The organism is Pseudomonas sp. GM48 (assembly GCF_000282335.1).
In the GTDB taxonomy this organism is placed as follows: Bacteria; Pseudomonadota; Gammaproteobacteria; order Pseudomonadales; family Pseudomonadaceae; genus Aquipseudomonas.
Genome location: NZ_AKJM01000060.1, coordinates 1 through 18,281, shown reverse-complemented (window position 1 = coordinate 18,281; position 18,281 = coordinate 1). Strand labels below are relative to the sequence as shown.

The window sequence follows — 18,281 nt, the reverse complement described above, 5'->3', positions numbered from 1 at the left end:
AAGTATTTAAGGAATATCGATCATGGCTGCTAAAGAAGTTCTGTTTGGCGATTCCGCCCGCAAGAAAATGCTCAAAGGCGTCAACGTCCTGGCTGACGCGGTAAAAGCGACCCTGGGCCCGAAAGGCCGTAACGTGATCATCGAGAAGAGCTTCGGCGCTCCGACCATCACCAAGGACGGCGTTTCCGTCGCCAAAGAAATCGAACTGGAAGACCGTTTCGAAAACATGGGCGCGCAGCTGGTCAAAGACGTTGCCTCCCGTGCCAACGATGACGCTGGTGACGGTACTACCACCGCTACCGTTCTGGCTCAGTCGATCGTCAACGAAGGCCTGAAAGCCGTCGCTGCCGGCATGAACCCGATGGACCTCAAGCGCGGTATCGACAAGGCGACCATCGCCATCGTCAAAGAGCTGAAAAACCTGTCCAAGCCATGCGCTGACACCAAGGCAATCGCTCAGGTTGGTACCATCTCGGCCAACTCCGACAACTCCATCGGCGACATCATTGCCGAAGCCATGGAAAAAGTCGGTAAAGAAGGCGTGATCACCGTTGAAGAAGGCTCGGGCCTGGAAAACGAACTGTCGGTTGTTGAAGGCATGCAGTTCGACCGTGGTTACCTGTCCCCGTACTTCGTCAACAAGCCAGAGACCATGGTCGCTGAGCTGGACGGCCCGCTGATCCTGCTGGTCGACAAAAAGATCTCGAACATCCGCGAAATGCTGCCAGTGCTGGAAGCCGTTGCCAAAGCCGGCCGCCCACTGCTGATCGTGGCCGAAGACGTTGAAGGCGAAGCCCTGGCGACTCTGGTTGTGAACAACATGCGTGGCATCGTCAAAGTCGCAGCCGTCAAGGCTCCAGGCTTCGGCGACCGTCGCAAGGCCATGCTGCAGGACATCGCCGTTCTGACCGGCGGTACCGTTATCTCCGAAGAGATCGGCCTGAGCCTGGAAAGCGCAACCCTGGAAAACCTGGGCAGCGCCAAGCGCGTGACCCTGTCCAAGGAAAACACCATCATCGTTGACGGTGCTGGCGTACACGGCGACATCGAAGCACGCATCACTCAGATCCGTGCCCAGGTTGCCGAAACTTCCTCGGACTACGACCGTGAAAAACTGCAAGAGCGTCTGGCCAAGCTGTCCGGCGGCGTTGCAGTGATCAAGGTTGGCGCTGGTTCCGAAGTAGAAATGAAAGAGAAGAAAGCCCGCGTTGAAGACGCCCTGCACGCTACCCGTGCTGCCGTTGAAGAAGGCGTGGTACCTGGCGGTGGCGTTGCGCTGATCCGCGCTCTGCAAACCCTGAACGATCTGAAAGGCGACAACGCTGATCAGGACGTAGGTATCGCTGTTCTGCGCCGTGCCGTTGAAGCACCGCTGCGTCAGATCGCTGCCAACAGCGGTGACGAGCCAAGCGTTGTGGTCAACGAAGTCAAGAACGGCAAAGGTAACTTCGGTTACAACGCTGCGACTGGCGAATATGGCGACATGATCGAAATGGGCATCCTGGACCCAACCAAGGTCACCCGTTCCGCGCTGCAAGCTGCATCGTCGATCGGCGGTCTGATCCTGACCACCGAAGCCGCTGTTGCTGATGCACCGAAGAAAGACGGCGGTGCTGGCGGCGGTATGCCAGACATGGGCGGTATGGGCGGCATGGGCGGCATGATGTAAGCCAGCCTTACCCCTGTACGAAAAAACCCCGCCTGCGAAAGCAGGCGGGGTTTTTTTTTGCCCGGACTTCAATGTTCACATCGATCCATTGTGGGAGCGGGCTTGCTCGCGAAGACCGGGTGTCAGTCACCCATTAAGTTGTCTGAACCACCGCCTTCGCGAGCAAGCCCGCTCCCACAGGGAGTTGCGTAAATCCTGTGGGAGTGTGGCTTGCCCGCGATGGCGTCAGGTCAGGCGCTGACCGGTCCTGCATTCACCTCGCGATCAGCCTTCAACGCCGGTCGATACAGAACGTAGTAATACGAGCCCAAGCAAATCAGCCAGCAGAACACCGCCGTCCACACGTTGTGCGAGAAGAAGTGCGCGCCCTGCATCATCCGCCCGATGGAGAACACCGAGCCGAGGGCGAAGGCAAAGACAAACGCTGCACGAGCCATGCGCGGGCGACGGTCACGCAATACGAAAAACAGGGCAAACAGAGTGAAGCCGGTGGCCGCATGGCCGCCGGGCCAGCAACGTCCCGGTTTATCAGTGTGCGGGCGAGGGCTCAACAGTTCGCTGTACGTTTCGTGACCGCCAAATTGCTCAAGGCTCCATGGGCATTGCACCGCGGTCACTGCTTTCATCGGCGTGACAAAGGAGGTCGCCAGGCCCAGGGACAGCACCAGGCAACCCAGTTCGCGCTTGAGCGGTTTGAGCCTGGCCATGAAGAACGAAGCGATGTAGCCGAAGATGGCGAACACCGAAAATGCAATGACGACCTGCTTGGCGCGGGTATGCAGGATGTTTTCCAGGAAGTAACTGTGCCGTCCGATGAAGTCACCCGCGACCGGGTCGTAGAACAGCTTGGCAAGGTCCATGTCCAGTGAGGTCAGTTCGAGCAACACCAGAATGATCGCCGCAACGGCGGGAACGCCCAGGCACACCCAGAAGTTGAGCGGGCGAGGGGCAGGGCGGACAGCGGTTGATGACATGGTGGATCCTGAACAAAGGAAAAAGCCCCGGGGCATCAGCCCGGGGCGATTCGGTTAACGTTCGCCGACTTGACCGGCACCCTCCTTGGGCGCCTTCCAGCCAAGCAGCTGTTGCTTGAAGCCATAACTGGCGGTTTGGTAATAGGTGATGGCGCGGGTGATCAGCGGGTCATCGGCAGTGGACCGGGACTCGCGACTTTCAGTCAGCGCTGCATCGTGACGACGCAATCCCTGGCGAGGGCTCAAAATCGCCAGGTCCTTGCCGTCGAACAACCCCAGGTGCTGGTAGTTGCCGACCACGACGCGTGGCGGCAGCGGGTTGTCCTGCAACAGGTTACGGCCAAAGAACGTCGATTCATAATCGAGATTGAGCAACCCGAGCAACGTCGGCGCGAGGTCGATCTGGCTGGCCAATTGTGCAGTTTCCCGTGCTTCGATCAGCTTCGGTGCATAGATGAACAGCGGAATCTGATAGTTGGCGATGGGCAAGTCTTCCTTACCGGCGCTGCCTGCGGTGTGGTCGGCGACAAAGATGAAGATTGTATTGTCAAACCAGGGTTTTTGGCGCGCCTGATCGAGAAAATGACCGATGGCGTAGTCGGTGTATTTCACTGCGCCGTCACGGCCGTTGCCGGACTTGATGTCGATCCGGTTGTCCGGATAGGTATAGGGGCGGTGGTTGGACGTCGTCATCAGCTGCAGCAGGAATGGCTGCTGCTTGGCATAGTCGGTATCCGCAAGTTTCAGTGTCTGATTGTAGAGATCCTCGTCTGCCATGCCCCAGGCATTCTTGAAGTGAATCTCTGACTCCTCGACGCTGCTCTGGTCCACGACGCGGTAGCCGTTGCCGCTGAAGAACGCATTCATGTTGTCGAAGTAACCGCGGCCGCCGTAAACAAACACGCTGTCGTAGCCCACGGCGTTAAGTTGCTGACCAAGGCTGGCAAAGCCGCTTTCGCGACCCACGCGCTTGACGATCGAGCGACCGGGGGTCGGTGGAATCGCCAGGGTGATGGCTTCCAGGCCGCGGTCGGTGCGGGTGCCGGTGGCGTAGAAGTTATTGAAATACAGGCTCTGCTTGCGCAAGGCATCAAGGTTGGGGGTCAGGTTGCGGGTGTCGCCGTTGCTACCCATGTACTTGGCGCTGAAACTTTCAATGGTGACCAGCACGATGTTGGGCTTGCGCAGCGTGCCCGGGTTATCGATTTGCCGGCGGATGTCCTGCGGGTCCTGGCCAACGAAGCGGGCATTGGGCTCGGCAAGTTCGGCGCGAATCTGTTGGGCAACCACGGCCGCCGGCAAAGTGCTGTAGAACTGCGGGTAGTCCAGTTCGTTGTTACGGAACGCGGCGAAGAACTGGTAGGGACCATTGCTCGCCAGTTCGTTCTGATAGGCGTTGCCACCCTGGGCACGCGGGGCATCCTGGCTGAGCAATTGCAGGCTCAGGCCGGCGACGATCAACAAACCGAGTGCATTGAGCAGGCGGCCACGAAACGGCGGCAACGGCGCATCAAGTGCAGCGTTGAAAGCTTTACGCAATACAAGACTCAGGACCACGGCCAGCACGGCGAGGATGCTCAGCAGCGTGCCGATCGGGTATGACTCCAACAGGTTGTTCAGTACTTCATCGGAATACACCAGGTAGTCGACGGCAATGAAGTTGAAGCGAACGCCGAATTCATCCCAGAACAGCCATTCGGCCACCGAGGTGAACAGCATCGCGAACAGACTGACGGTCAGCAGACCTTGCAGAAACCAGCGGTGCCCGCGACTGCGCCACAAGGCCGGCGGGCACAGCAACAGGTAGAGGCCCATGGGCAGCGCTGCGTAAGCGATAAAGCCCAGGTCGTAAAGCAGGCCGATGCCGAATACCGACAGGAAGCCGCTTCCGGCCTCATCCAGATGCGTGAGGAGCAGGACTGTTCGAGTCAGAAAGAATATTGCCAGCCAGGTGCCGCTGATCAGCAGCAAAAAGCGCACCGGGGCCGTCTTCAAATAGTCCATTTTCTATATTCCTTATTATCAATCGCGTGACAGTCTTCACTGCCCACTGTAGGTAGCGTGTGAATCGATAGTGAAAAACTTGTCAATCATACCTTTTGGTTGAGCGAATTGATCTACGCACAGCCTTCCCCTAGCCGTGAGCCACACTTGGCCTTAAGCTGCGCGGGCCACGACGGCCGTTACTGTGGACGGAGAGATACCCATGCGAATTCTATTGGTTGAAGACAACCGCGATATCCTGGCCAACCTGGCCGATTACCTGGGGCTCAAAGGCTATACCGTGGATTGCGCGCAGGATGGTCTGTCTGGCCTGCATCTGGCGGCCACCGAGCACTACGATTTGATCGTGCTCGATATCATGCTGCCCGGCATTGATGGCTACACCCTGTGCAAACGCCTGCGCGAGGATGCCCGCCGCGAAACGCCGGTGATCATGCTCACGGCCCGCGATCAACTGGATGACCGTCTGCAAGGCTTCAAGTCCGGCGCCGATGACTACCTGATCAAACCGTTCGCCCTGTCCGAGCTGGCGGCGCGTATCGAAGCGGTCATGCGCCGAACCCAGGGCGGCGGGCGGCGGACCTTGCAGGTCGGCGACCTGAGCTATGACCTCGACACCCTGGAAGTCACTCGTGAAGGCCGGTTGCTGAAACTCAACCCGGTCGGCCTGAAGTTGCTGGCCGTGTTGATGCAGAAAAGCCCTCATGTGCTGCGCCGTGAAATTCTTGAAGAGGCCCTGTGGGGCGATGACTGTCCGGATAGCGACAGCCTGCGCAGCCATGTCCACCAACTGCGCCAGGTGATCGACAAGCCGTTCGCCAAGCCATTGCTGCAAACCGTACACGGTGTGGGGTATCGCTTGGCTGAGGGCCGTGATGGAGTTTAAGCAGAGCCTTGCTCAACGAATCATCATTGCCTTTGCGCTGATGAGCGCACTGGTGGCGGGTGCCTTTGCCATGGGCATCGTGGCGACCGTGCACCTGGTGGAAGAAAAACTGATTTCCGCAGGCCTGGGCGGCGATTTGCAGCGCCTGTTGTTGATGGACAATGTCATGGACTGGAGCCATCGTCCCGAACCGGACCAATTGTTCTACTTCAGCAACGGGCCAGGTGATTTCAGGTTGCCCAAGGATTTGCGCCATCTGGAGCCGGGTTTCCACGAAGTGTTCCGTGAAAACCTGTCGTACCACGCCATGGTCGAAATCGTCGACGGCCGACGTTACGTGTTGTTGCAGGACCAGAGCGACTTCGAAGAGCGTGAGCGGGTGCTGTTTGCCGTGGTGCTGGTGGGTTTCGTACTTAGCCTGGCGCTGGCGGTGTTTCTCGGCTGGGTCCTGGCACGCAAGGTCATGGCGCCGGTGGTGCGGCTGGCCCGCCAGGTGCGCCATCGCGATCAACTGCTCGGCCTGGCCCCCCCTTTGGCCCCGGACTATGCCGCCGACGAAGTGGGCGAGTTGGCCGTGGCCTTCGACGCCACCCTCGGGCGCTTGCGTCAGGCCTTGACCCGCGAGCGGTTGTTCACCAGCGACGTCAGCCACGAATTGCGTACCCCCCTGATGATATTGGCCAGTTCCTGCGAGTTGTTGCTGGAAAACCCCGGTATCGATCAGCGCGGCCGTGCCCAGGTCGAGCGCATCGCCCGGGCATGTGAAGAAATGCGTGAGCTGGTGCAAACCTTCCTGATGCTGGCCCGTGCCCAGCGCGAAGATGCCAGCATGTCGCCGCAGCAGTCCCTGGGCCAGGTGGCCGAGGACCTGCTCGGTCTGTGGCGCGAGCCCATTGAAAGCAAAGGGTTGAAGCTGATCTTCGAACCGGGCGAGCCTGAGGCCAAGGGCTACAATGCAACGCTGCTGCACGCGGTGATGGGGAACTTGCTGCGCAATGCCTTGCACTACACCGAACAGGGCTTCATCCGCCTGACCCTGACGGGCGCGGGCTTTCTGGTCGAAGACAGTGGTGTGGGCATTCCCGAGGAAAAACGCGAGGCGATGTTCGAACCATTCGTTCGGGGCAGCGAACAGCGCGGGGAGGGTTTGGGCCTGGGGCTTTCACTGGTGCAGCGGATCTGTGAAAACCAGGGCTGGAGCGTCAGCCTGACAACCATGGAGCCTAATGGCTGCCGTTTTCAGGTGGAGTTGTCCCGAACGTGATCAGTTGAGTCAGGCGCCCGGCAGCCCCTGTCAATTATGTAAAACCCTGTAATACTTCAGGGTTTTCTACAATGAAATTTTCACAATCGGATCACCTGTCACCAACACCGCGAAACCTAAGGTAGTTGCTATCAGAAGTTCAGGAGGCCTGATGATGGATGGCCCGATCAAGCTCGATTTTTCCGAAAAATACGACGATCAACACGCGCAACGCTATTTGCGCAAACATCAGGAAGGTTTCGGACGTCGATTGTCCCATTGGCGTGACGAGCAACTGGCGCGCAAGGCACTGGCCCTGGCTGGCGAACCTGGCCTGGTCCTCGACTTGCCGTGCGGTGCAGGGCGTTTCTGGCCCTTGCTGGCGGAAAAAGCCAACCGCGTGATCATCGGTGCTGATAACTCGGAGTCCATGCTGAAGATCGCAACCCAAGCGCAACCGGCCGACGTGGTGAAACGGGTACAACCCTTGCACACTTCTGCATTCGACATTGCCTTGCCAAACAACGCCGTCGACAGCATTTTTTGCATGCGCTTGCTCCACCACATCGGTGAAGCCGAGCATCGCATGACTATTTTGCGCGAATTTGAGCGTGTTTCCCGTGACAGCGTGATCCTGTCGCTGTGGGTTGATGGCAACTTCAAGGCCTGGAAACGCAAGCGTTCGGAGAGAACCCGAGGGCAGAAAGGTTACCAAAACCGGTTTGTGTTACCGGTCGCTACCGTAGAAAAAGAATTTGAGCAGGCGGGTTTCCGCATCCAGGAACAACTGGACTTTTTGCCGCTCTATGCGATGTGGCGAGTTTACGTATTACGCAAGAGGTAACAGGATGGCAGTGCAGTGTGCAGCAGAAACGGAAGTCGCTCCCCAGGACCGCTTCGATTACTTTTGGAATCAGCGCGGTGAATGGGTAGAAGAACCCAACGTCCGTCGCGGAGGGGAAAGCGGCGTTCAACGAGTGATGGGCAGTGATGGTCAGTTGCTCTACGTCAAGCGCCAGACCGGGCATATCCATCGTAGCTGGCAGCACCCTTTCGGCCGACCTACGGTACTGCGCGAGCGTGATGCGCTCACCAGTGTGACCGAACTTGGCGTACGGGTACCGCATATCGTTTTCTGTGGCGCACAGCGCGATCCTGTGCACAAATGGCGTGCCCTGCTGATCACCAAGTCGCTGGATGGCTTCGAGGAAATCGATCACTGGTACGCCGGTGGCGGTCGCGAACGCCATGGTGAAGCCATAAACGACCGAGTGCTCAAGGACCTGGCTGAAAACCTGGCCCGTATGCACAAGGGCCGTTGGCAGCACGGCTGCATGTACGTCAAGCACGTATTTGTTCGTGTGACGGGTGAGGGCGAGTCGGCCAAGGTCGAAGTTGCCCTGATCGATCTGGAGAAAAGCCGACAGCGCTTGACCGCCTATCGCGCTTCTACCCATGACATGAAGCAATTGCGTCGCCACTCGTCGTTCAGCGAGGCAGACTGGAAAAAGCTCGTCTACTTTTATGAGACGGCGTTTGGCAGCGCTATCAAGGGTTTATAGCGATGAAACTCGAAATTGCACGAGGTTTGTTTCTGGTAGGAGCCTTGGCAGTTGCATCAATCGCGATGGCAGCCTGGGAGCAACCACGCCCCCAGGTTCTCAGCTCGATAAGCGCAGAAGAACATTGTCCGTTGCCACGGGTTGCGAAGGCATCCGTGGCCACTCAACCCGATCATGATTTGTTGCTGTTCATGTTCGGACTTTCTCAGGGATTGAGGCCGCACAATTGAACCGATTGAAGCCCAAATGAAAGGCCTCGCTGATGCGCGGCCTTTTTTTTTGCCCTGACTTCCAAACATGCACGATTCAATGTGGGAGCGGGCTTGCTCGCGAAAGCGGTGGGTCATTCAACCAGTAAGTCGACTGATCAATCGCCTTCGCGAGCAAGCCCGCTCCCACAGGTTTTTCTGCGTCAGCGCTTATCGGGTTTGGCCAGCACCGTGTACACGCACGGCAACACGAACAGGGTGAACAACGTGCCGATCGACATGCCCGTCGCGATGACCGTGCCGATGTCGAACCGGCTGACCGCGCCAGCACCGGAGGCGATGATCAATGGCACCATGCCGAACACCATCGCCGCGGTAGTCATCAAGACCGGACGCAGCCGGATGGCCGCTGCTTCCTCTACGGCTTCGCGTGCCGTCAGGCCCTTGTCCTTGCGTAGCTGGTTGGCGAACTCGACGATCAGAATGCCGTGCTTGCTGATCAGCCCGATCAACGTCACCAGCCCGACCTGGGTGTAGATGTTCATGCTCGACCAACCCAGGAACAGCGGAATCAATGCGCCGCAGATAGACAGCGGCACGGTGACCAGGATCACCAGCGGGTCGCGGAAGCTTTCGAACTGGGCCGCCAGCACGAGGAAAATGACCGCCAGTGCCAGGGCAAAGGTGACCCACAGGGCACTGCCTTCCTGAACGTACTGCCTCGATGCGCCAGCGTAGTCGAAGGCAAAACCGGGGGGGGCCTCTTCCCGGGCGATCTGGCGCACGAGGTCGATGGCTTCCCCCATGCTCACCATCGGCACTCCGGACAGGATGGCCGAGTTGAGTTGCTGGAACTGGTTCAGCTGTCGCGGTCGCGCACGGTCGGTGACGGTGATCAGGGTCGACAACGCCAACAGTTCGCCCTGGGTGTTTTTCACGTAGTAATTGTTCAGCCAGTCCGGATTGTCGCGGAACGGCCGCTCGACCTGGGCAATGACCTTATAGCTGCGACCTTCAATGGTGAAACGGTTGATCTCGGCTTCACCCAGCAGAGTCGCCAGGGTTCCTCCCAGATCCTGCATGGAAACCCCCATCTGCGCGGCCTTGGCGCGGTCGATATCCACCACCACTTCCGGCTTGTCGAAGGCCAGGTCAACGTGGACAAAGGCAAACTTGCCGGATTCTTTCGCACGTTTTTTTACCCGGTCGACCACCTGCAGCAGCAATTCGTAATCGTTGGCGGAGTTGATGACGAACTGGAACGGCACCCCTTCGCCGGTACCCGGCAGGGAGGGCAGGTTGAAGCCGAAAATCTGCAACCCCGGGATGCTTCCCAGTTTGGCCTGCACCTCGGGCAGGATCGCCATCTGGGTACGGCTGCGCTGGTTCCATGGCTTGAGCAGGAAACCGCCGATGCCCGATTGCACGCCGTTGAAACCGTTGATCTGGAACGACGAGTAGTACTCGGGAAACGCCTTGAAGATCGAGACGAACTCATCGGTGTAGGTGTTCAGGTAGTCGAGGTTGGTCGGTTGCGGGGCGTTGGCTATCATGAAAATGATGCCCTGGTCCTCATCCGGCGCCAGTTCCGATTTGGTGAATTTGAGAAGGACCGGAATCAGGCACAGCACGATCACGGCGAACACCAGTACCACCGGCCGGGTGTTGAGGGTGCCGTGAAGCATGCTCTGATAGCGGCGCTTGAGGCTTTCGAAAATCACGTCCAGGCGATGGGCCAGGCCACTGGGGTTCTCGTCGTGGCGCAGCAGAAACGCACACATCATCGGCGACAAGGTCAGGGCGACGATGCCGGAAATCACCACCGCGCCGGCCAGGGTCAGGGCGAACTCCTTGAACAGCGCTCCGGTCAGTCCGGTCAGGAAACCGATCGGTGCGTACACCGCCGCCAGGGTGATGGTCATCGAAACCACCGGCATGGCGATTTCCCGGGCGCCTTCAATGGCAGCGTCGAGCGGCGTCTTGCCTTCCTCAATGTGGCGATGAATGTTTTCCACCACCACGATGGCGTCGTCCACCACCAGGCCGATGGCCAATACCATCGCCAGCAGGGTGAGCAGATTGATCGAGTACCCCATCATCTGCATGAAGAACATGACGCCGATCATCGACAGCGGAATGGTCACCACCGGGATCACCACCGACCGCAGGGCGCCGAGGAACAGGAACACCACCACGATCACGATGAGCACCGCTTCGAACAGGGTTTTCACCACTTCGTCGATCGAAGCCTGGATGAACAGGGTGGCGTCGTAGGCGATTTCACCCTTGAGGTTCGGCGGTAGCTGGGCCTCCAGGTCCGGCATGATCTTGCGCACTTCCTTGATCACTTCCAGCGGGTTGGCACCGGGCGTCGCCTTGATGCCGATGTACACCGAAGGGGTGCCACCGAACGAGCTGATGGTGTCGTAGTTCTCCGCGCCCATTTCCACACGCGCCACATCGCGCAGCAATACACGGCTGTCGCCATCGACCTTGAGCGGAATCTCCCCGAAGGCTTCTGCGGACTTGAGTTCGGTATTGGCGTTGATGCTGGTGACCACGTATTCGCCTTTCACCTCGCCGGCGGCCGAGAGGAAGTTGTACTGGCGCACTGCGTTGGTCACATCGCTGGCACTCAGGCCGAAACCCGCCAGCTTCACCGGGTCCAGCCACAGGCGCATGGCAAAGACCTGGTTACCGAGGATCTCGGCTTCAGCCATGCCGGGCAAGGTCGCCAGTTTGGGCTGGATCACCCGTGACAGGTAATCGGTAATCTGCGGGTTGCTCATTTCCTTGCTGAAGAAGCTCATGTACATCAGCACTGACGCATCGGCAGATTGTTTGCTCAGCACCGGGTCTTCAGCGTCCTGGGGCAGCTGGCTCTTGACCTCGTTGGCCTTGGCCAGCAGTTCGGTAAACAGACGGTCGCTATTGGAGCCGACGCGTGCGTAGATCGAGATCACCGAGAAGTTCTGGCGACTGACCGAGGTCATGTAGTCGATGCCCTCGGCGCTGGCCAGGCTTTGCTGCATCGGTTGGGTAATATAGCCCTGGATGGTCTCGGCGTTGGCCCCGGGGTAGGCGGTTGTCACCGTGATCAGGGCGTTTTCCATTTGCGGGTACTGGCGCAGCGGCAGCTTGCCCCAGGCCTGGAAGCCCAGCAGAACAATCAGCAGGCTGACTACGGTAGCGAGAACCGGGCGGCGGATGAACGGGTCGGTAAAAGCCATGGGGATTCCTTGATCAGTCCGCGCTTGGCAGGCTGTTCTGCTCGGCCAGGGTCTTGTCGTTACTGATGGCAATGTGTGCGCCGTTATCCAGTTTGAGCTGGCCGGCGGTCACCACTTTCTCGCCTCTCTGCACGCCTTTGGTGATCATCACTTGCCCGTCGCGGCGTTCGCCGGTTTCGACAAACCGCCGTTCGGCGATCAGCACCGGCAGGCCCTTGTCATCCTTTTCCGGGCTGCCGTCTTCGGCCTTCTTTGGTACGGCCACATACACCGAATTGCCGTAGAGCGTGTAGGTAATCGCGCTTTCCGGCACCACGATGCTCGGCTGCGGGTCAGGCAGGAGCACCTGGAGGCTGGCGAACATGCCTGGCATCAACTTGCCATCGGGATTGGCCAGGGTGGCGCGGACCTGCACGTTACGGGTACTGTTTTCGACTTTAGGGTTGATTGCAGTGATGGTGCCGGGGTACTCCTGGCCCGGATACGCCGCGACAATGACCTGCACTGGCTGGCCGAGAGCAATCTTCGGCACCGACTGCTCGGGCACAAAAAAGTCCACATACAGACTACTGAGGTCTTGCAGGGTGGCGATCATGGTGCCGCTGGCAAGATAGTCGCCAACGTCTACCTGACGAATGCCGATGGTGCCGCTGAACGGCGCGACGATGCTTTTTTTGCTGAGCGCAGCCTTGAGTTGATTGACCGTGGCCTTGCTCTTTTTCAGCACCGCCGAAAGTCGGTCGAACTCGCCTTTGGAAATGGCCTGGCTGCCGACCAGTTGACTACCGCGACCGTAATCGAGCTGTGCCAGCCCGAGGTCGGCCAGAGCAGTTTCCAGCAGGGCACTTTCCACGGCGCTGTCGAGGCGCAGGAGTGGTTGACCGGCCTTGACCTTTTGCCCTGACTCGAACTGCAAATCGATGACGGTGCCATCGGTCTCCAGGCTCAGGTCCACGCCTTGCAATGCCTTGAGCGTGCCAACGGTAGGCAGGCGGGCTTGCCATGGGCGTTCGGTGGCGGTGGCCACGGCAACGCTGATGGCCGGTCTGGGTGCAGAGTAGCCTTGAACCATCGTATAGATAGAGAAGGCTTTGTACGCGGCCAGGACCAGCACAATCAGTAGAACAACACCCAACATGATCAGCATGCGGCGACGCAGCATATTCCAGTTCCTTGGAGAAAATCAGGTGAGACAGTGGGGCACATTACCGGGAGTGTAGAGGGTAATCCGACTGCCGTTTTTACAGGTTGTGAGGTATTAGAGAGGTGAAAGCCGGAAAAGATTCGCCGCCTTGGGCCGTGCCTGCGGGGTGTATGTCATCCCGATGCAGACGCGGCCCAAGGCGGCGATCTTTTCAAAGATTTACGCCATCAGATGCAGATGGTTATCCCAGAGCCCTGAGGGTAGCTCCAGCGGTTTTGCAACCAGGTTTGTCTGGCGGCAGTCGTAGTAGCGGCAGCGCCCTTGACCGGAGGTCACGACAAAACCATCGGCCACCGCACCGACCCCGGCGCAATCGGGCAGGGGTGCATCCAGGCGTACTTCACCGCTGTCCAGGTCCCAGATGAAAAAGCGGTTGCCACGCGGTGCAGTCAGCGCCACCAGACGCAAGTCGCTGTGTACCGCGACGCTGGCGGTGTAATGCCCCATGGCCTGCAACTGGTGCTCGGGCACCGGGAACGCGACGAAAGGCTGACCGGGACGCTTGATCGCCAATAGCTCCGACGACTCGTGGGCCGCGCCCATGAATTGCTGGCTGGCGACGATGGTGCCGTCGCTGGCAATGGCGAGATGGCGCACGCTGTTCATCTGCTGGGCGAGGGTTTCCTTGCTCAGCAGGGTGCCATCACGTTGCATCAGCACCAGGCTCGGCTCCATGGCGTTGAGGTTCATCTCCACCCGGCTTTCGGCTTCGGTGCGAATTCCGCCGTTGGCCACCACCAGGGTTTCGCCATCGGACATCCACGACACCTGGTGCGGGCCGAGGCCATGGGTGGAAATCTCGCCGCTGTGCACCAGCCGTTCGCCTTCGAATTTATACACACCGAGCAGGCCGCGACCCGGATCGGTGGTGTCGTTTTCGGTGGCATACAGCCAGTCGCCGCTGTGGTGAATGACCGCGTGACCGTAGAAGTGCCGGTTCGGCTGTGACACCACGGTTTGCAGGAGCGTGCCGTCGCGCAGGTCGATCAGGTAGCTCTCGGTCCCCGGACGGCGGGCGACAAACAGGGCAATCGGCAGGGTCGGGTGGTTGATGATGTCGTGGCAACGCTGGCCGACCCGAGTGGCGAACACCTGGGTGCCATCCAGTCGATATCCGACGGCGTAATGCTGGCCATCGGTATCGTCCCGTGCCGAAAGCAACAACGGACTCTTGTCCTTTTGCTTGAACAACTTCCAGCCGCCCAGCGTCACCGCACCCAGCAACAAGCTACCTAAAGTCAGAACCTGGCGTCGCAGCATGGACCTCGCCCTCATCAGTCACCGTCGTTGGCGTTGAAGCCCAGTTGGATGCCCAACGCCTTGGCCAGATCAGCTTCGTGCAGACGATGTACAACGTTGAGGCTTTCGTACAGGTCGTTGAGCTGCTGACGGCCGGCGTCGTCACCGAGCATTTCGGTCAGCGAGCGCTGGTTGCCGGCGAACAATTTCAGCGAGGCGGAGTAGGCGGCATCGATCTTGTCGGCCAACGGTTTCTGATCGCTCGGCAACAGGCTGCGCAGGCCTTTGTTATCCACACCTTCCCAGACCGTTTTGGCGGCCGCGAGGCTGGCTCCGAGGCTGGTCAGGGACGACTGGCTACGCCATGCATCGGCCTGGAACGGTTGCGGCACGCCCTTGCTCTGGCGGCCCATCGGCGTGCCGAGTTTTTTCTTCAGGGTGTCGATGGCCGTGACTTGCACGCGCAGCAGATCGGCGATCGCTTCATGGGAGTCCGCGTAGCGCTGGTTCGGGAATTTGCTCATTTGCGCGAGCATGCCGTCGGTGTTGTTCCAGGTTTGCAGAATGTCTTCGGCCAATTGCTTCTGGCGTTCACCGATGGCGACCAGCAGCGGGCAGTATTTGCTCTTCTGCTCAGCGTTGGCCACGTCAGGCTTGCTGTCGAACAAAATGTATTCGTAGGCCGAGAGGCCCTGCACCACGACGCTGGACTTGGCCAGTGCGGCGGCATCGATTTGCGGCTGGGCGGTGACCAGTTGCTCGACCTGACGGCCGACCAGGTTTTTCTTGTCCGGCCAGAACTGCACTTGCCACGAACGGTTGCCTTCGGCCAACGGCCCGATCAGCAAGGGTTGCAGTTCGGCCCAGGCTTTTTGCGCGTGCAGGAAGTCGGCACGGGCGGTTTCCAGGGTTTCCTTGCCTTCGCAGTAGGCGAGGGCGCTGACCGCCAATTGACGGTCGGCTTCAACCCAGCGGGTGTAGGTTGGCAGGATCACCGACTTGGCAATGGCTGCCGATGTGACCGCTTGCGGGTCCTGGGGCGAGCAGGCGCCCAGGGCGAGGGCGGCAAGGCTGGTGAACAACAATTTGGGACGGAACATGTCGGGCTCCCGCGAGTGGAATGCGTGTTAAAGGGAATTCAGGAACGCCAGCAACGCGGCGCGCTGCTCGGCATTGAAAGACAAAACCTGTTGCTGCGCCGCTGTCGCCTCGCCGCCATGCCAGAGCACGGCTTCGAGCAGGTTGCGGGCGCGGCCGTCGTGCAGGAACTGGGTGTGGCCGCTGACCGCCTGCGTCAGGCCGATGCCCCACAACGGCGGGGTGCGCCATTCGCGGCCGCTGGCCTGGAACTCGCTACGGTTATCGGCCAGGCCGTCACCCATGTCATGCAGCAGCAGATCGCTGTACGGGCGAATCACTTGATTGGCCAGTTCAGGTTCGGCGGCGTTGGCGGCGGTGGTGTATTTCGGTGTGTGACAGGATTGGCAACCGGCCTGATAAAACAGGGTCTTGCCGGCCAGCACTTCAGGTGCGTTGACGTCACGACGGGCCGGTACGGCAAGGTTACGGCTGTAGAACAGCACCAGGCGCAGGATGTTATCGCTGACTTCCGGCTCGCCATTCGGGCCGTTGCCACTCGGTGCCTGTTTGCAGGCCGTTTGCGCGTCCGTGCAGTCATCAAAGGGTCTCAGGCTGGTCGTGAGGCCCATATCACCCGAAAACGCGTGGACATTTTGCTGATTGAGGTTCGGTTGTCCGGCTTTCCAGCCAAATCTTCCCAACACTGTCTTTTGTTGGGCGTCATCCCAGACCCGGTTCGGCCGTCCGCTGATGCCTTTGTCCGTCTTGGCCTGCGCTGCGGCGTTGGCCAGGATCGCCTCGTCGGGGATCGCTTCGAGCAGGCCCAGGCCAATCATTGGCGGCGCTACACGCGCCGAGAAACGGGTGTCGGGGTGCATCGGGCCGTAGCCGAGCTGGGTGATGTTCAGGCTCGGTTTGCGCAGCTCGATTTCAGTACCGTCCTTGAAGCGAACCGGCACGGGGGTGTAATCGACCCGCACTTTGCCTTCGGGGGCCACACCGGGTACGGCCATGTCCTGGAACTGACCGCCGTAGACGGGCTCAGGCACCACGCCGATCTGCTCGATGACCTTGGCATACGCCGGGGCGTCGGGAATCGACAGGCGCACCAGCATCGACACGGCATTTACGTCGTTGGGCGCGGGCGGGTGGCCGCGGCCGTCCTTGATGTGGCAGCCCTGGCAGGCATTGGTGTTGAACAGTGGACCGAGGCCATCGCGAGCGGTCGTCGTCGATGGGGCGATCACCCAAGGGCTGCGGAAGAAACTGTTGCCGACGCTGAAATCCACGCGCCGTGACGGCGGCAGATTCGCCGAGGGCATGGAAAACGCGTTCTGATCGGTCTTGCGCACCGTCGCACTACCGCCGGAGCGGGCTTCACCGGGTTCGGCCCGGGTGAATTTCGGGGCGTCATCGCAGGCACTCAGGCCCAGGGCCAGAAACAGTGCGGACAAGCGAAGAGGCAGCGAGGGCATCAGACATCCTGCAAGACGAGCAAAACAAGGGCGCAAAGTCTAACAGGGGATGGGAATTTGAATAAGAGGAATTATCGTTCGCTTGATGTGGGGCAGGTTATTCGGATGACACTGGACCCTGTGGGAGCGGGCTTGCTCGCGAAGGCGGTGGTTCAGTCCCCATGCATGTTGCCTGACACGCCGCTTTCGCGAGCAAGCCCGCTCCCACATTGATGGTGCTCGGCCCGACAAAAAAGGCGACCCGAAGGTCGCCTTTTTACTCACTCAGCCAGCGTTGATCAGAATTCGTGATCAGCGTTGTCCGGGTTCAGGTCGTTGATGCCCAGTTTGCCAGCGGCGGCTTCGATCGAACCGGTCTGCTTGACCAGGGAAGCGATGGCGTCACGGACGATCTGGTTGCCCGCGGTGTTGCCGGCGGCGATCAACTGATCGTAGTGCTCACCCTTGTTGGCGTGGTCGACCATGACTTGAATCTTGGCTTCGGTGGCGGCCAGGTCGTCTTTCAGCGCGGTGTCGGCAGCCGGGTCGGCCTTGGCCACCAGGGACGACAGGCTGGCGCCGGTCATTTTGGTACCGTCGACACGAGTGTATTCACCCAGGTACACGTTACGAATGCCCTTGGCATCGTAGAAGTGCGAGTTGTGGGTGTTGTCGCTGAAGCAATCCTGTTCGTCTTCCGGGGAGTTGGCTTCCAGGGAAACCTTCATGCGCTCGCCCGCCAGTTCGCCCAGGGACAGGCTGCCCATGCCGAACAGCATTTTGCGCAGGCCGGTTTCAGCCGGTTCCGCTTCCAGGGTGGCGCGGTAGTTGTCGGCCACGTTCGGCTTCCAGTTACCGACCATTTCTTCCAGGTCGCTGACCAGCAGTTGGGTCACGGATTTCAGGTAGGCACGACGACGGTCGTTGTGACCGCCGGTTGCACCTTTGCCTTCCAGGTAGTCCGACGCCGGACGGTTGCCGGCACCAGGGCCGGTGCCGTTCAGGTCCTGGCCCCAGAGCAGGAATTCGATGGCGTGGTAGCCGGTGGCGACGTTGGCCTCGGAACCGCCCAGCTCGTTCAGGCTGGCGAGTTTTTCCGGGGTGATGTCTTTGACATCGACCTTGTCTTCGCCGATCTGCACTTCGGTGTTGGCGATGATGTTGGCAGTGGCACCCGGGTTGCCCAAGGCGTGCTCGTAGGATTTGTCGACGTAGTCGATCAGGCCTTCGTCCAGTGGCCAGGAGTTCAGCTGACCTTCCCAGTCGTCAACGATGGTGTTGCCGAAGCGGAACACTTCGCTCTGCAGGTAAGGCACGCGAGCGGCGACCCAGGCAGCCTTGGCGGCTTTCAGGGTGTCGGCGTTCGGCTTGGCGAGGAAGGCGTCTACGGCGGTTTGCAGGGTCTTCGCGGTGGATTCGGCATCGCTGTAGACGGCGAAAACCATGTCGGCGTAATGGGCGACAACGGCTTTGGCGGCGGCTTCGTCGACTTTACCGGCAGCGGCAGGCGCAACGGCTGGAGCCGCC

At 59.8% G+C, this 18,281-nt stretch carries 14 protein-coding genes; 6 read left to right on the top strand and 8 right to left on the bottom strand.

From position 1 onward, the window contains the following. Window positions 1-22 precede the first annotated feature (22 nt). The gene (gene groL, locus PMI28_RS17200) at window positions 23-1,669 is read left to right on the top strand and encodes a chaperonin GroEL (protein WP_007985845.1); all 1,647 of its coding nucleotides are present in this window, start codon (window positions 23-25) and stop codon (window positions 1,667-1,669) included. A 230-nt stretch (window positions 1,670-1,899) separates the two neighbouring features. Here the strand turns inward: groL and PMI28_RS17205 are convergent, their stop codons facing one another. Both PMI28_RS17205 and PMI28_RS17210 read right to left on the bottom strand, forming a co-directional pair. Further along, a complete protein-coding gene (locus tag PMI28_RS17205) occupies window positions 1,900-2,643 on the bottom strand; it encodes a phosphatase PAP2 family protein (RefSeq protein WP_007985843.1) in 744 nt (247 codons plus the stop codon). Window positions 2,644-2,697: 54 nt separating this feature from the next. Further along, window positions 2,698-4,647: an LTA synthase family protein gene (locus PMI28_RS17210; protein WP_007985841.1), complete on the bottom strand. Its 1,950-nt coding sequence runs from the start codon at window positions 4,645-4,647 to the stop codon at window positions 2,698-2,700. A gap of 202 nt (window positions 4,648-4,849) precedes the next feature. Between PMI28_RS17210 and colR the strand changes: the two genes are divergently transcribed. The 5 genes from colR to PMI28_RS31050 all read left to right on the top strand — a co-directional run bounded on the left by colR (window position 4,850) and on the right by PMI28_RS31050 (window position 8,568). Continuing rightward, window positions 4,850-5,533 (top strand): two-component system response regulator ColR, encoded by a 684-nt coding sequence (colR, locus tag PMI28_RS17215; RefSeq protein WP_007985839.1) that lies wholly within the window; start codon window positions 4,850-4,852, stop codon window positions 5,531-5,533. Beyond that, complete coding sequence (locus tag PMI28_RS17220) at window positions 5,523-6,797, top strand: sensor histidine kinase (RefSeq protein ID WP_007985837.1); 1,275 nt, start codon at window positions 5,523-5,525, stop codon at window positions 6,795-6,797. Before colR ends, PMI28_RS17220 begins: the two co-directional genes overlap by 11 nt. 154 nt (window positions 6,798-6,951) lie before the next feature. Continuing rightward, a complete protein-coding gene (locus tag PMI28_RS17225) occupies window positions 6,952-7,620 on the top strand; it encodes a class I SAM-dependent methyltransferase (protein ID WP_033063255.1) in 669 nt (222 codons plus the stop codon). Between the two features lie 4 nt (window positions 7,621-7,624). Next, window positions 7,625-8,338 carry a lipopolysaccharide kinase InaA family protein gene (locus PMI28_RS17230; protein ID WP_007985833.1) on the top strand — a complete coding sequence of 238 codons (714 nt, stop codon included), beginning with the start codon at window positions 7,625-7,627 and terminating at the stop codon, window positions 8,336-8,338. Window positions 8,339-8,340: 2 nt separating this feature from the next. After that, window positions 8,341-8,568, top strand: coding sequence for a hypothetical protein (locus PMI28_RS31050; protein ID WP_081501413.1), 228 nt, complete (start codon window positions 8,341-8,343; stop codon window positions 8,566-8,568). Between the two features lie 182 nt (window positions 8,569-8,750). Here the strand turns inward: PMI28_RS31050 and PMI28_RS17235 are convergent, their stop codons facing one another. The 6 genes from PMI28_RS17235 to PMI28_RS17260 all read right to left on the bottom strand — a co-directional run. Further along, window positions 8,751-11,777, bottom strand: coding sequence for a multidrug efflux RND transporter permease subunit (locus PMI28_RS17235; protein WP_007985832.1), 3,027 nt, complete (start codon window positions 11,775-11,777; stop codon window positions 8,751-8,753). A gap of 13 nt (window positions 11,778-11,790) precedes the next feature. Next, the gene (locus PMI28_RS17240; protein ID WP_007985830.1) at window positions 11,791-12,939 is read right to left on the bottom strand and encodes an efflux RND transporter periplasmic adaptor subunit; all 1,149 of its coding nucleotides are present in this window, start codon (window positions 12,937-12,939) and stop codon (window positions 11,791-11,793) included. A gap of 201 nt (window positions 12,940-13,140) precedes the next feature. Continuing rightward, window positions 13,141-14,241, bottom strand: a complete 1,101-nt coding sequence (locus PMI28_RS17245; protein ID WP_007985819.1) for a DUF1513 domain-containing protein — start codon at window positions 14,239-14,241, stop codon at window positions 13,141-13,143. A 14-nt stretch (window positions 14,242-14,255) separates the two neighbouring features. Further along, window positions 14,256-15,320, bottom strand: coding sequence for an imelysin family protein (locus PMI28_RS17250; RefSeq protein ID WP_007985817.1), 1,065 nt, complete (start codon window positions 15,318-15,320; stop codon window positions 14,256-14,258). 27 nt (window positions 15,321-15,347) lie between these two features. Then, complete coding sequence (locus PMI28_RS17255) at window positions 15,348-16,775, bottom strand: di-heme oxidoreductase family protein (RefSeq protein WP_007985815.1); 1,428 nt, start codon at window positions 16,773-16,775, stop codon at window positions 15,348-15,350. Window positions 16,776-17,053: 278 nt separating this feature from the next. Then, window positions 17,054-18,281, bottom strand: a 1,228-nt coding sequence (locus PMI28_RS17260; protein WP_007985813.1) for an imelysin family protein, incomplete at its 5' end; no start/stop codon positions are given.

What these genes read in the sequence shown, in the direction of transcription:
- groL (WP_007985845.1), top strand. Translation starts at nt 23, where the DNA reads ATGGCTGCTAAAGAAGTTCTGTTTGGCGATTCCGCCCGCAAGAAAATG.
- PMI28_RS17240 (WP_007985830.1), bottom strand. Translation starts at nt 12,939, where the DNA reads ATGCTGCGTCGCCGCATGCTGATCATGTTGGGTGTTGTTCTACTGATT.
- PMI28_RS31050 (WP_081501413.1), top strand. Translation starts at nt 8,341, where the DNA reads ATGAAACTCGAAATTGCACGAGGTTTGTTTCTGGTAGGAGCCTTGGCA.
- PMI28_RS17250 (WP_007985817.1), bottom strand. Translation starts at nt 15,320, where the DNA reads ATGTTCCGTCCCAAATTGTTGTTCACCAGCCTTGCCGCCCTCGCCCTG.
- PMI28_RS17225 (WP_033063255.1), top strand. Translation starts at nt 6,952, where the DNA reads ATGGATGGCCCGATCAAGCTCGATTTTTCCGAAAAATACGACGATCAA.
- PMI28_RS17235 (WP_007985832.1), bottom strand. Translation starts at nt 11,777, where the DNA reads ATGGCTTTTACCGACCCGTTCATCCGCCGCCCGGTTCTCGCTACCGTA.
- PMI28_RS17220 (WP_007985837.1), top strand. Translation starts at nt 5,523, where the DNA reads ATGGAGTTTAAGCAGAGCCTTGCTCAACGAATCATCATTGCCTTTGCG.
- PMI28_RS17245 (WP_007985819.1), bottom strand. Translation starts at nt 14,241, where the DNA reads ATGCTGCGACGCCAGGTTCTGACTTTAGGTAGCTTGTTGCTGGGTGCG.
- PMI28_RS17205 (WP_007985843.1), bottom strand. Translation starts at nt 2,643, where the DNA reads ATGTCATCAACCGCTGTCCGCCCTGCCCCTCGCCCGCTCAACTTCTGG.
- PMI28_RS17230 (WP_007985833.1), top strand. Translation starts at nt 7,625, where the DNA reads ATGGCAGTGCAGTGTGCAGCAGAAACGGAAGTCGCTCCCCAGGACCGC.
- colR (WP_007985839.1), top strand. Translation starts at nt 4,850, where the DNA reads ATGCGAATTCTATTGGTTGAAGACAACCGCGATATCCTGGCCAACCTG.
- PMI28_RS17255 (WP_007985815.1), bottom strand. Translation starts at nt 16,775, where the DNA reads ATGCCCTCGCTGCCTCTTCGCTTGTCCGCACTGTTTCTGGCCCTGGGC.
- PMI28_RS17210 (WP_007985841.1), bottom strand. Translation starts at nt 4,647, where the DNA reads ATGGACTATTTGAAGACGGCCCCGGTGCGCTTTTTGCTGCTGATCAGC.